We start from the raw sequence: 13006 nt of genomic DNA on the forward strand, positions 1-13006 counted from the left end.
CTCAGGGTTTTCGGAGAAGAAGTAAGCAAGTTGTATCGCGAAATAAACAAGAGGCGCGTTGAGCAGTTTCTCAACGCGCCTTTCCTCATTGCCTATTATAAGCCCGCTGGACTTCTTCAATTTTCCACTCATTATCCGCCTCCCGTTTTACAGTCACCACGTCGCGATTAATCCCCTGGGAGTCATGAACAAGATCTAAATTTACGCGAATCGGTGAGTTATTTTCATCAGCGACTCCATGGGTACACTTTACCACCCGATCCTGCGCCAGCAATACAATAAAGCGCGTGCGCGGCAATCTCGACTGTAAACCGGGTCCAAACTGCTCATATGCCTGGGGATATTGCTCATGCACGAGACTGTCACAAAAGGTGTCAAGCGTCTTCATCGCTGTAGGGCGATTTAAGTACGAGATTCCCTGCAACAGAACGATGGGTAACGCAATCAGGAGGAGTACTAGCGTTCCCACTACCAACCAGAAGCGCGCAGGCTTGTGTGCCCAAAAGCTCTGGGGTGGCGAAGGCTCCGCCAGAGGTGGTGGATAATGATAGCTGGCATACTCGTGTTCAAATGATGGATGTAGTTCATCAATCAGAGGTGGTGGATAGCTATACTCCTGTGAGGATGGGGGGGCGGCCGATTCTGAAGAACGGGGAAGCTCATCGTACGCGTGGAGCGTTTCATAGGCAGGCCCCTCATAAATCTTGTCTGCCTTGGTATCTGCCAGGACAACATCGCCTTCAGGCGGGGAGGCTGATGAGCTTGATATAATTGGCTCCTGTTTCTCAACAGTGGGTGGCTCCTGCGCCTCATCCTCATGCATCGGAGGATGTGTGTGTCTGGGCAACGGCACCGTTGACTTATCAGGAAGATGGCTCCTAGGATCTTGATCTTGCATGTTAGACTCCTTGCATGGTTTGCTGGAAGCAGCATGAGAGACCTTATACATGGAAATTCTTCAACATTTCTAGTGTACGAGATAAAACCAAAGGACTTGCCACCAGCCACAAAAGCATGCATACTGTCAGCGGCAAGGGATGACGCCTGAAACCTGTGTAAACTCGTTTCAAGTTGAGGCAATGGAGCATATTCATCTTCGAGCAAGAAAGTGGGATATGAAAAGAAGCTTTTTCTCCAGAGGGAGCAACCGGTGATGTATATTTCTCCTTCTTATGACAAAAATATTGTGATTAGCACCAATCGACTCACCAAGGCTTTTGGAAATCTGGTGGCGGTCAATGATCTACACCTACAAGTCATGCGCGGAGATGTATTTGGCTTCCTGGGTCCCAATGGCTCAGGAAAGACCACAACCATTCGTATGCTGTTGGGCCTGATTCGCCCAACAGCCGGCAGGGCGATCATTTTTGGGATGGATAACGCGCACCAACTGCCCCATATTCTGCAACGTGTAGGGGCGATTGTAGAGACGCCAGTATTCTACCCTTATCTCTCTGGACTCGATAACTTGCGCGTTGTAGCGGCAACCTCGGGCATGATGTCCGGGAAATCCAATGATCGCCGCCTGGCCGAGGTGCTTGAAATAGTTGAGTTGCGCTCCTACCAGAAGTTAAACTTCCGCCAGTATTCGCTTGGCATGAAACAGCGCCTGGGCATCGCCGCTTCGCTCCTGACCGATCCAGAGCTAGTCCTACTCGACGAACCAACCAACGGCCTGGATCCAACCGGTATGATTGAGATTCGCAAGTTAATCAAGCGCCTCTCAGAGTTAGGTAAGACCATTTTCCTCTCCAGCCATCTGCTCCACGAGGTCCAACAGGTCTGTAACCGCGTTGCGATCATGCAAAAAGGGAACTTACTCAAGCAGGGTGAAGTCGCCACTCTGCTCCAGACAAGCGAGATGATTGAAGTTCGACTAAATACGCCACAAGAAAGCGAGCGCGCCCTCGCTATCATACAGCAGCACCAGGAACACGCATCCACCTGGCTGCACGGAGTAAAGCTGGAGAACAAGCGGGACATGCAGCCAGTACTCCTCATCGAGGCGCCCATCACCCACTCATCCGAGGTCAATGCCCTGCTTGCGCACAATGACATCTTTGCCGCAGAGATCCGCCCACGCGAGGGGAACCTGGAGGATGTCTTCCTCGAAGTTACCACGGGTGGAGCAGGCAGCCATACTGGCATGGAGGCACTGGCAGAGCATCTTGCGCACGCAGATGTCACCATACACGAAGGTAACCAGGTCCTGGAAGGGGAGGAAAAACATGGATAGCCAGGCCCAGCATGAACATCAAGCCAGCATTGCGACTTCCTCGCAGACCCCACCACGGCGTGACACTGTTGTCATGGGACGTCAAGACTACCTGAGTGTGATTATACGTCTGACCGGCGTAGAACTCTACAAGCTCCGCCGGCGTGGAATGTCTAAAGTGCTCCTCATTGTAGGCATGCTTTTGATGGTACTCTCTTTCGTGGGTATCGCCTTACCTGCACTCTTTCTGGCTGGCACCCCAGCGCGCAACTGGCTTCCCCCTCACTGCACAACTCACGGGCAACTCAAGCCACCATATTGTCTCGACCACCCGGCAAACACGCAGGATCTAGCACGCGCCGAGGCTCAGAAGCAAGCACAATTGCAACAATATAACGGTGTGTTGGGTCTGCCTGATGCGATAAACACCATCACGCAACTTATACAATTTGGTGGGCTTATCCTCATCGTCATACTCGCTGGTACAATTGTGGGTGGCGAGTATAACGTGGGCACGATACGCCTGATTTATACACGTGGTCCGACACGCGCCCAATTTTTGTGCGCCAAGGTAGGAGCGATCCTTTTCTCAAGCATACTAGGTTTTCTCTTGCTCTTTCTGGCGGGCCTGATCAGTAGTACCATCCTGAATCTTGTCATTGGAAACGCCACAAACCTGGACTTTGTGGATGCGACCTGGGCCTGGCACTTCCTGCTCTATCTCCTGGCTCAGATCCTAAATCTTTTCTGGTATGGTATACTCGCCCTGACCCTGGCAACTATAGGGCGCAACTCGGCAGCTGGAGTCTCAGGAGCCCTTGTCTGGTGGGTGCTGGAGAATATTCTAAAAGGAACACTCCTGTTAAGCGCCCCCCTTTTCCAGAATATTATTGGCGACATTCTCCGCCAGCTTCCCGATCTCTTTATCAGCAATAACCTGGAGGCTTTGATACTAAATCAGGCGGCATACGTGTTTAGCTTGCAGACCGCCCAATTGAGCAATCTCCATGCCCTCCTCGTTATCGCCACCTACCTGATACTTTTCCTGGGCATCTCCTGGTGGTTTAATCGACAACGTGAGATTACGAACTAGAGAGTCATACCGCCTACGGCGGTATGGGGATAGGACGCAGAGGGGCTGACGCCTCTCTGCACTCCCCACTTTTTCCTTTTATAGAGCGCTAGAGTGATGGTAGCATGTTAGACACACAAGTTGTAAAAGAATACGCCTACGAGCTGGGCTTTGACACCGTCCGCATCACCACGGCAGAAGCCTTTACCGAGGCCAAAGGGATTATTAGAGAGCGCATCAGCCGGGGCTTGATGGATGGATTGCCCTGGTATACCAGCGAGCGCGCAGATGTCTCGTGCCACCCGAATGCGCTTCTTCCCGAGGCCCAATCGATAATTTCCCTGGGTATGACCTACCTGACAGCGCAGCCAGGAAACGAAGAGGGAGAGGGACCACGTGGGCGTATCGCGCGATACGCCTGGGGCGATGACTATCACGACATCATTAAGTCAAAGCTACAGCGGTTTGCCGAGTGGCTGAGGGATTATACGCGCAGCGAGTTGGGGAGCGAGGCCGAAGCTCGGCTCTTCGTCGACACGGGTCGCATGGTAGATCGCGCTGTGGCCCAACGCGCAGGACTGGGCTGGTATGGAAAAAACACCAATATTCTGACGCATGGCTGGGGATCATGGCTCTTTCTGGCCGAGATCGTAACGAATGTTCCTCTCGAGCCGGATGAACCACTCAAAGCCAATTGTGGACATTGTGAGATATGCCTGCATGCCTGCCCGACAGGAGCGCTCACCAACCCCTATGAACTTGATAATCGGCTCTGTATCTCTTTCTTGACCATCGAGTTGCGCGGTAGCATTCCTCTTGAACTCCGCCCATTGATAGGAAACTATATCTTCGGCTGCGACATCTGTCAGGAGGTCTGTCCCGTCAACAAGGTCGCGGAACGTCGCCTGGGTCTACGCGATCAGCAAGGACGACCTCAATTTGTGGCCCTGGAGGCCGTCAATCGCCGCAGCACAGAGCGCCAGGCAACCTTCCAGCCTCACCAGGAATTTCTGAAACGACCAGCCGTGGGCAGTGAACCGGAACTTATACCACTTCTAGCCCTAAGTGAAGAGGAGTTCCGTGAACGCTTCCGGCGTAGTCCCATTAAGCGTACCAAGCGTCAGGGGTTGCTGCGCAACGTCTGTGTCGCCCTGGGCAATAGTGGCAATCAAGGAGCTGTGCCCGCCCTTATCGGCGCATTGCACGACCAGGAGGCGTTGGTCCGTGGGCACGCGGCATGGGCCCTGGGCAGGCTCCAGGGACAGGAGGCATACCAGGCGCTACAGGCAGCCTTAATGAGTGAAGAGGATACCGAAGTTCAGCAAGAGATTCACTGCGCGCTTGCCATGTTTACAGAAGAGGAGGCGAATAATTAATTGTGTTGTTGTGTGCTACTTACGTACGCTCCCCAGCAGAGTGCGAATACCCTGCGTAGGCGCGTACGTAAGTAGCACACTTCACCTTGCCAAAAACAAAAAGGCCGTAGTTATGTACTTCCCATAACAACGGCTATTTGTCTGTACACATCACACTAAAGAATTCATAGTTACCTCAATTTTGCTGAGCCACGCTGGCCTGCTCACGCTCCCCGTGCCGCGATGTCCTCTCGCTCGTGCTCAGGTCCGATCTCAGACCGCTCTCACTCACACCACAAGGGCTCACCACATACGCGAAGAAACAGAATGGGAAACAAGCCGTACGATCATTAGTACTGCTCCGCTCCACCTGTTACCAGGCGTCCACGCGCAGCCTATCCACCAGGTCTTCTTCCTGGGATCTTGACTCTTCTTGAGAGTGGGAAAAGTTATCTTCGGGTCGGCTTCGCGCTTAGATGCTTTCAGCGCTTATCCCTTCTTGACGTAGCTACCCAGCTCTGGAGGAGGCCCCCAACTGGCGCACTAGCGGTCAAGCCATCTCGGTCCTCTCGTACTGAAGATGACTCCCCTCACTTTTCCGACGCCCACGACGGATAGAGACCGAACTGTCTCGCGACGTTCTGAACCCAGCTCGCGTGCCGCTTTCATGGGCGAACAGCCCAACCCTTGGGACCTACTCCAGCCCCAGGATGCGACGAGCCGACATCGAGGTGCCAAACCTTGCCGTCGATGTGAACTCTTGGGCAAGATAAGCCTGTTATCCCCGGGGTAGCTTTTATCCGTTGAGCCACACTCCTTCCACACGGGAATGTGGGATCACTAAGCCCGACTTTCGTCCCTGCTCGGCCTGTACGCCTTACAGTCAAGCTCCCTTGTGCCTTTACACTCTACAGAGGGTGATGTCCATCCACCCTGAGGGAACCTTTGGGCGCCTCCGTTACTCTTTGGGAGGCGACCGCCCCAGTCAAACTACCCATCTGGCCCTGTTCACGTCCCGGATCACGGTGACGTGTGAGACACAAACCATGGTGAGAGTGGTATTTCACTGCTGCCTCCCTCACCCCCACAAGGATGAGTTCTCCGGCTCCCACCTATGCTACGCACACCATACTTCGTTTCCAGGCCAAACTGTAGTAAAGCTCCACGGGGTCTTTTTGTCCTGTCGTGGGTAACCCGTATCTTCACGGGTACTTCAATTTCGCCGAGTCCTCTGTCGAGACAGCGCTCAAGTCGTTACTCCTTTCGTGCGGGTCGGAACTTACCCGACAAGGAATTTCGCTACCTTAGGACCGTTATAGTTACGGCCGCCGTTCACCGGGGCTTAGATTCGTGGCTACGCACACCACTCCTCGTAACCTTCCGGCACTGGGCAGGAGTCAGCCCCTATACTTCCGCTTTCGCGTTCGCAGAGACCTGTGTTTTTGGTAAACAGTCGCTTGAGCCGATTTCTTGCAACCTTCTCACCATGTGTGCAAGCACACACAGCTACGCAGGCACCCCTTCTTCCAAAGGTACGGGGTTAATTTGCCGAGTTCCTTAACAGAGGGTCGCTCGATCACCTGGGGAGATTTCCCCCTGCCTACCAGTGTCGGTTTGCGGTACGGGCGGAACAGTTTCTGGCGAGAGGCTTTTCTTGACGGCCTGGGGACCAATGACTTCCGCACCCTCGCGGGCGCTCGGCCTCAGTGTCACGCATAATGTGTCCGGGATTTTCCTCGGTCACGCGCTTCAACAGAGGCACCGATCCTGTCCATTCGATCGGCTCACCTTCCCTACCGCGTCCCCCCATTGCTCATAACGAAATGTTCCGGTGCAGGATTCTCTGACCTGCTTTCCATCGCCTACGGCATGACGCCCTCGGCTTAGGGCCCGACTCACCCTGGGACGATTGACGTTGCCCAGGAACCCTCAGGCATTCGGTGTGTCTGGTTCTCGCAGACATTGCGCTACTCATTCCGGCATTCTCACTTCTCTTACCTCCACCAGTCCTTGCGGTCTGGCTTCTCAGGCGTCGAGAACGCTCCCCTACCAATATAGGTAGTCCTATATTCCACGGCTTCGGTACGATGCTTTAGCCTCGATACGTTGTCGGTGCCATTGCACTCGACCAGTGAGCTATTACGCACTCTTTAAATGGTGGCTGCTTCTAAGCCAACATCCTGGCTGTTTGGGCGCATTGACCCCCTTTGACACTGAGCATCGATTTGGAGACCTTAGCCGATGGTCTGGGCTGTTTCCCTTTTGACGACGAAGCTTAGCCCCCGCCGTCTCACTCGCGATAAACACGTAGTGGCATTCGGAGTTTGAGTAGGGTTGGTAACCCGCACAGGGCCCCTAGCCTATCCAGTGCTCTACCTCCACCACGCTCTTGGTCGCGGCTGTACCTCAATACATTTCGGGGAGAACCAGCTATCTCCGTGTTCGATTAGCATTTCACCCCTACCCACAAGTCATCCCCCAGTTTTGCAACACTGGTGGGTTCGAGCCTCGACGGACTGTTACATCCGCTTCACTCTGCTCATGGGTAGCTCACACGGTTTCGGGTCGCATCGCCGCTACATACCCGCCTGTTTGAGACTCGGTTGCCCTCTGGCTCCCCAGCTTTAGCGCTGGTTAACCTGCAACGTGCGATGCACTCGCCGGATCATTCTACAAAAGGCACGCCATCAGCCCTTGGTGCCTCGTGGCACAGTGGCCTCTGACTGCTTGTGAGTACGTGGTTTCAGGGACTCTTTCATCCCCCTCTCGGGGTACTTTTCACCTTTCCCTCACGGTACTTGTTCGCTATCGGTCGCTGAAGTTCTTTAGCCTTGGAGGGTGGTCCCCCCAGCTTCCCACAAGATTGCACGTGTCTCGTGGTACTCAGGATGCCAACCACGCTCATGTCCTCGTCCTCTACGGGACTCTCACCCCCTCTGGTGGCACCTTCCAATGCCTTCGAGTAAGCACATGATCGCTACTGTTGGTCCTACAACCCCGCCTATTCACGAAGAATAGATGGTTTGGGCTCGTCCCGGTTCGCTCGCCACTACTACGGGAATCTCGGTTGATTTCTCTTCCGCAGGCTACTGAGATGTTTCAGTTCACCCACGATCCTCCATATCGCCTATGTGTTCAGCGATAGGTCTCCAGACATGACTCTGGAGGGGTTGCCCCATTCGGACTCTCAGGGCTCATCGCTTGGATGCAGCTCCCCCTGAATGTTTCGCCGGTCTCCGCGTCCTTCATCGGTCTTCAGCGCCAAGGCATCCACCTCGTACTCTGTTTCGCTTGTTCTGCCTTGTCTGCTTCTTCTTGTGTTAACCCTTGTTGTATGGGATCTCGGTCTTCGTTCTTCACTGTCACGAGCTTCGAATGACTCACGTCACGGTTGAGCATTTGCATGCCAACGTGCTCGCTCAGCAAAATTGAAGTAACTATGTATTCTTTAGTTGTTAAGTGTACAATCTTGTTTTCACCTCGCTTCGCGCGGTGCCTGCATAATATGCCACATCCATGGAAACTTGTCAACACTTTTTCGCGGCAATTTTTTGCAAGCTGGAAAAATTGCTCCTTCCGAGGGATCTAGAGGCAGATCTCCATCCTCTGTCCTAACTTATGCTAAGGTACTTCAGTAAACTATCCAGCATCAGCAGGCTCTACAAGGGGAAGGACAATAAAGATAGAAATAAATGCATTTATCGTTGTCTTTTTACATAAAACCATAAAACGGTGAACTTGACGTGCCATGTACGTAATGATAAAATATTCGGAGTGTGGTATCGAGTAGGAATACTGTCAAATCACCAAGCGAAAAGCAACGGTGCTTTGCGGTTCGACAAAGCAGTCTACAGACTTTCACGAAACAGTCTCCGACTATTTAGGGAGGTTTCAATGCCGGCCACAATCAGTTATGCGAACATTTTGCATGCTGTCGGTCAGGTTCTGGATCAGATCGGCGCGAAGAGCATCGCAATCCATGAAGAAGAGGATGGCCTTGTTGTAGAAGGATTTAATAGCGACGGCCAGCTTCTAGTACAAATGCATTATGATATCGCGAGTTTGTATGAACTACTAAAAGCGCAAGCAGGACAGCCAGCTGCGGCAAACACCCCAGTTGATGATGGTGTGCTCCATCGCTTCCTGGCGCAGTATGATCGAGAATTGGTAGGGTCCGTTCTATAACGCTACTCATTAAGTATGGCATTTGCATCAAGGAACCGGGGTGTTCTCGGTTCCTCTCTCATTTTAAGCAGGGAAACGGGTGGAAAGTGTATTATCCTCTTTCAGAGGCAGGTTTATCCTGGCACAACCAGCGTTTTCCGTAACTACGCATACAATCAATAACGGAAACAAGATCCTGCCCTTTCTCAGTTAGAGAGTATTCCACACGAGGGGGAACTTCGGCATAGGTTTGTCGTATGACGATCCCCTCCTCTTCTAACGAGCGCAGCCGTTCAGAAAGCGTTTTGGGGCTAATGCCACAAAGGGATCGCTCCAGTTGATGAAAACGCTTCAGGCCAGAGGCCAGATCGCGTATGATTAGCAAGGTCCATTTACCGCTAATAATCGCAGCGGTACGGGCCACTGGGCAAACGGCATCATCAAGGTGGTTTTTTGTTAGCTCCATGACTTTATACTCTTTGTAAACAGTCCTTTCTTAACTTAAGAAATATACCATAGGATGGTACGCTAAGTAAAGCGTAGGCCTCTCGACTTTACTAATAAAGTATGATATGCTCATAGTATTAGGGTTACTGTAAGGTTATCCGAGCACCTGAACAATCATAAATCTTGGCCTGCGCGGTTTCTCCCAACGAGAGGAGAAGGTTGTGCCCGAAGATATTGCTTTATTCATTGACTTTGAGAACATACGTTACAGTATGCTAAATATTCAACGACGAGAACCCGATCCACAAGAGTTGATCGCGGTGGCTCGTCGCTATGGAACAGTAATGGTTGCTCGCGCTTATGCGGATTGGTCACGTCAACCCGAGCCCTTCAAAGGTAGCTTGACGGCTGCAATGATTGATCGTGTTGATTGCCCAGCCAAACAACGTGACCGCATACGCATGGGGACAATCCACTATGCCTCCAATACTCCAACCGGCCCCCTTGGTGCGCAGAGCTATGTCGCAGAACAGAATACAGGCTCTTTCCCGCGCCCATGGCCTAGTGGAATGTCAGCCAGTTCAGGTTCGCTTCCAGCCATTCAGCCACAACAAGGGCTAAACCAGGGATGGCCAGACGAGACAGACGATGCGCTTTCTCCAGCCAGAGATGAGATGGAGGAGGAGAACTTCGACGAAGAACGCATCCCCGATGATGATTATTCAACGGATTATCAGAATCGCGAGGCGTTCCGCTCCTCATCCTATCAACAACGCTCATATGATCAGACACCTCAACCAGCCGGGACGTCTCTGGCCCCAAGCAACACAGGTCCCTTAGGATATTCCACTATTCATACCGGAAACACTGGTCATATGCCCGCCGTGAACTCCGGAAACAGCACGATTGTGCAAAGTACTGTGGTACAGAGCACCGTCGATCTGAACATGCTGATGGATATTATTGAGACCGTCTTTGATCGACCTACCATTTCAACCTTTGTTTTAATGACAGGCGATAAAGATTTCACGCGTATCAGTGCTCGCCTAAAGCTACGTTTGAACAAAAATGTTATTGTTGTCGGTATTCCAGGAACCGTCAGCCGAGATCTAATAAGCAGCGCAAACCAGTTTGTTCCCCTGGTGCCAGGAGGACTCACATCCAATGGCGTGTCAGGTAATACTGGCTCATTACCCATTCCCAGTGCTCCATATTCAAGCGGTAATACAGGATCTATGCCCGCCGTAAACTATCCTGGAAACGCCCAGTATCCTCAGGCACCCTATGGCGCTCCCACTATGGATGTGCTTGATCCTTTGTTCATCCAGTTCCTCGATTATATCGACCGCAACTGGTCATGGCGTACAATTATTGGCGTCTCTAACTTCATTGGTGATCCAGTCAACCCAAAGAATCGTTTCCGTGGCCGCTTAACACGCGAGTCAGCACGCGAACTGCTCAATACATGTATTCAGCAAAATATTCTTCTGGTACAGACCGATCCCACTGGAGCCGAGGACCTGCGCCTGAATCGCTCACATCCAGGTGTGGACGAAGTTTTAAAACAGTTCGTTCGTTAACTACTGGCAGAACAAACATTTTTGTACATCTCTAAGCGACCCTGGAGGTTTGACTTCCCTGGCTCTGGCAGAAAAGAGTACCTCAGAGCTACAGAAGCCAACTCAGGGTCGCTCGTTCTTGTTTATCACTAAGACAATGTGTCTACTCAGGACTTCTCGCCACGCAGCCAGTCGCAGCGCTTCGGCAGCCAGCTAGGAATCAAAGCATTTGAGTGGTCACCATTGGAGATTATTTCTTTTCAATACACAACTTGGAGGTTTTATGGACGAGTCACGTGTTGCATTTCTCCGTCGCCTGGTCGCTAGCCCCAGCCCTTCTGGCTTTGAGCGCCCGGCTCAGCAGGTCGTACGCGAGGAGATACAGCAGTATACCGATGAAGTACATACAGATGTACATGGCAATGTGATCGCGGCCCTCAATGCCTCGGCTGAGCCACGCGTCATGCTAGAAGCCCACTGCGACGAACTCGGCTTCCTCATCCGCCACATCGATGAGCAAGGTTATCTCTATTTCGCCCCCATTGGCGGGTTTGACGCCTCTACCCTACCAGGGAACCGCGTCAACATCCACACGCCCAAGGGTATCGTCTCTGGTGTTGTTGGTCGCAAACCCGTTCACAGCCTCTCGGCTGAGGAGCGCGAGAAGGCTCCTAAGCTCTGGGACCTCTGGATCGATATCGGTGCTTCCAGTAAGGAAGAGGCGCTTGAACGCGTGAAAGTTGGCTCTGTTGGCACACGTGCCGCGGAACTAGAGACACTGCATAAGGACATCATCATCTCGCGGGCGCTCGACGATAAGTCCGGCGTCTTCGCAGTGGTAGAGGCGATGCGCCGTATCCATGCCAAACGCGAGCAGTTGAAGGCAGGCGTATTCTTTGTCTCGGCTGTACAGGAAGAGATCGGCCTGCGCGGCGCGCGTACCAGTGCCTATAGCGTCAACCCACAGATCGCCATCGCAGTCGATGTGGCCCCAACCTCAGATATTCCCGGCGCTCCAAAAAATCGTATGGGCGATCTGAAGATGAATGCTGGTCCCATCCTGACTATCGGCGCACATATTAATCTTCCCGTCTATGAGCGCCTTGTCAAAGCCGCGGAAGAGGCAGGCATCAGCTACCAGGTTGAGGCCTCGGCCGCCGGTACAGGCACAGACACCGATGCGATCCAGGTCGCACGCGGCCCCATCGCGACAGGTCTGCTCAGCATCCCTTGCCGTTACCTGCACACTGGCTCAGAGATGGTTTCGCTCAAAGATGTTGACGACGTCGCAGAGCTTATCGCGCGCTTCGTCCTGGCCCTCGACGCAGATACCAATCTGATCCCTTAATCTACTTATGACCTAATCAGACAAAAAGAACGCCTTCTCTCATTTGAAAGAGAGAAGGCGTTCTTTTTGTCTTTCACTACGATCTTATTCCAAAACCCAACGTCACTTGCGTGACTAGCGCTTCGCCCCCATTCGGGGATAAACGCTCAGGGTTTTCGGATAGGAAGACATGCATAGGCCATTGACTGCTTACTGTTGCATAGGTGGCATAGGCTCGGGATAATCAGCAAGCGGCTCCTCGTACTGTTCAGCAGTAGGGCGCTGGTACTGATCTACGCGCGCATCCTGAGTAGGATCTGCGTTAACCGTCTGTGATGGCTGCGCTTGATACCCCTGGCGATATGGCTGATAATAAGAGGTCGCCTGGTCTGGATTCTGATAGGGCTGATAATATGGATTCTGGTAATCCTGTGGATTTGGCGGCACTTGATTCTGCATAGGTGGACGGTAAGAGTTACGACCTGCATTCGCGTTTTGAGTGACGAACGTAGCGATGAGGGCCACAACCACCATGACCAGCAGCGTTAAGAAGAAAACATTAAAAGAGTGCATCGATACTAAAAAGATAAAAGGAATGACAAAAGGAAAGAAGAAGCGCCTACGCATACGGGGAGGTCGCCTGTAATTGTTGTTATACCACATACTCTATTCTCCAGTGGAACAAGCAGCAAAGGCGACAGCCACTACCTGATCGTCTAGCTACTCTTCTTCTATACGTTTCTCCTAAGATCTTATTCCGAAACCCATCCCCATTCGGGGACCACCTAACCCCCATTCGGGGCAAGCGGTGGCATGGCAAGCACGCTCTGGTTTTTTGGATCAGAAGTATACTACTCTCTTCTACGA

General features: G+C 52.4%; 9 protein-coding genes and 1 rRNA gene. 6 read left to right on the top strand and 4 right to left on the bottom strand.

Features of this window, described 5'->3' with window-relative positions; genetic code table 11:
• Positions 1-85: 85 nt before the first annotated feature.
• Positions 86-898: a hypothetical protein gene (locus JMJ04_RS06010; protein WP_201369630.1), complete on the bottom strand. Its 813-nt coding sequence runs from the start codon at positions 896-898 to the stop codon at positions 86-88.
• Between the two features lie 255 nt (positions 899-1153).
• On the opposite strand from JMJ04_RS06010, the gene JMJ04_RS06015 reads away from it, so the two are divergent.
• The 3 genes from JMJ04_RS06015 to queG all read left to right on the top strand — a co-directional run bounded on the left by JMJ04_RS06015 (position 1154) and on the right by queG (position 4663).
• Entirely contained in the window at positions 1154-2236 is a 1083-nt protein-coding gene (locus JMJ04_RS06015; protein WP_236038128.1) for an ABC transporter ATP-binding protein, read from the top strand.
• Complete coding sequence (locus JMJ04_RS06020) at positions 2229-3308, top strand: ABC transporter permease (RefSeq protein ID WP_201369632.1); 1080 nt, start codon at positions 2229-2231, stop codon at positions 3306-3308. Before JMJ04_RS06015 ends, JMJ04_RS06020 begins: the two co-directional genes overlap by 8 nt.
• Before the next feature lie 104 nt (positions 3309-3412).
• Complete coding sequence (gene queG, locus JMJ04_RS06025) at positions 3413-4663, top strand: tRNA epoxyqueuosine(34) reductase QueG (RefSeq protein ID WP_201369633.1); 1251 nt, start codon at positions 3413-3415, stop codon at positions 4661-4663.
• 309 nt (positions 4664-4972) lie between these two features.
• Here the strand turns inward: queG and JMJ04_RS06030 are convergent.
• Positions 4973-7939, bottom strand: a 23S ribosomal RNA gene (locus JMJ04_RS06030).
• A 597-nt stretch (positions 7940-8536) separates the two neighbouring features.
• Between JMJ04_RS06030 and JMJ04_RS06035 the strand changes: the two genes are divergently transcribed.
• Complete coding sequence (locus JMJ04_RS06035) at positions 8537-8827, top strand: hypothetical protein (protein WP_201369634.1); 291 nt, start codon at positions 8537-8539, stop codon at positions 8825-8827.
• A 91-nt stretch (positions 8828-8918) separates the two neighbouring features.
• Here the strand turns inward: JMJ04_RS06035 and JMJ04_RS06040 are convergent, their stop codons facing one another.
• The gene (locus tag JMJ04_RS06040) at positions 8919-9272 is read right to left on the bottom strand and encodes a winged helix-turn-helix transcriptional regulator (RefSeq protein WP_201369635.1); all 354 of its coding nucleotides are present in this window, start codon (positions 9270-9272) and stop codon (positions 8919-8921) included.
• Between the two features lie 202 nt (positions 9273-9474).
• Here JMJ04_RS06040 and JMJ04_RS06045 point away from each other — a divergent pair, with 202 nt between their 5' ends.
• Together JMJ04_RS06045 and JMJ04_RS06050 are read left to right on the top strand one after the other, a co-directional pair.
• Entirely contained in the window at positions 9475-10833 is a 1359-nt protein-coding gene (locus tag JMJ04_RS06045; protein WP_201369636.1) for an NYN domain-containing protein, read from the top strand.
• Between the two features lie 262 nt (positions 10834-11095).
• On the top strand, positions 11096-12160 hold the full coding sequence (locus tag JMJ04_RS06050) for a M42 family metallopeptidase (RefSeq protein WP_201369637.1): 1065 nt from the start codon (positions 11096-11098) through the stop codon (positions 12158-12160).
• Positions 12161-12349: 189 nt separating this feature from the next.
• Here JMJ04_RS06050 and JMJ04_RS06055 read toward each other — a convergent pair whose 3' ends face one another.
• The gene (locus JMJ04_RS06055; protein WP_201369638.1) at positions 12350-12766 is read right to left on the bottom strand and encodes a hypothetical protein; all 417 of its coding nucleotides are present in this window, start codon (positions 12764-12766) and stop codon (positions 12350-12352) included.
• Between the last annotated feature and the right edge of the window lie 240 nt (positions 12767-13006).

This window comes from Ktedonobacter robiniae (genome assembly GCF_016587375.1).
GTDB classification, from domain to species: domain Bacteria; phylum Chloroflexota; class Ktedonobacteria; order Ktedonobacterales; family Ktedonobacteraceae; genus Ktedonobacter; species Ktedonobacter robiniae.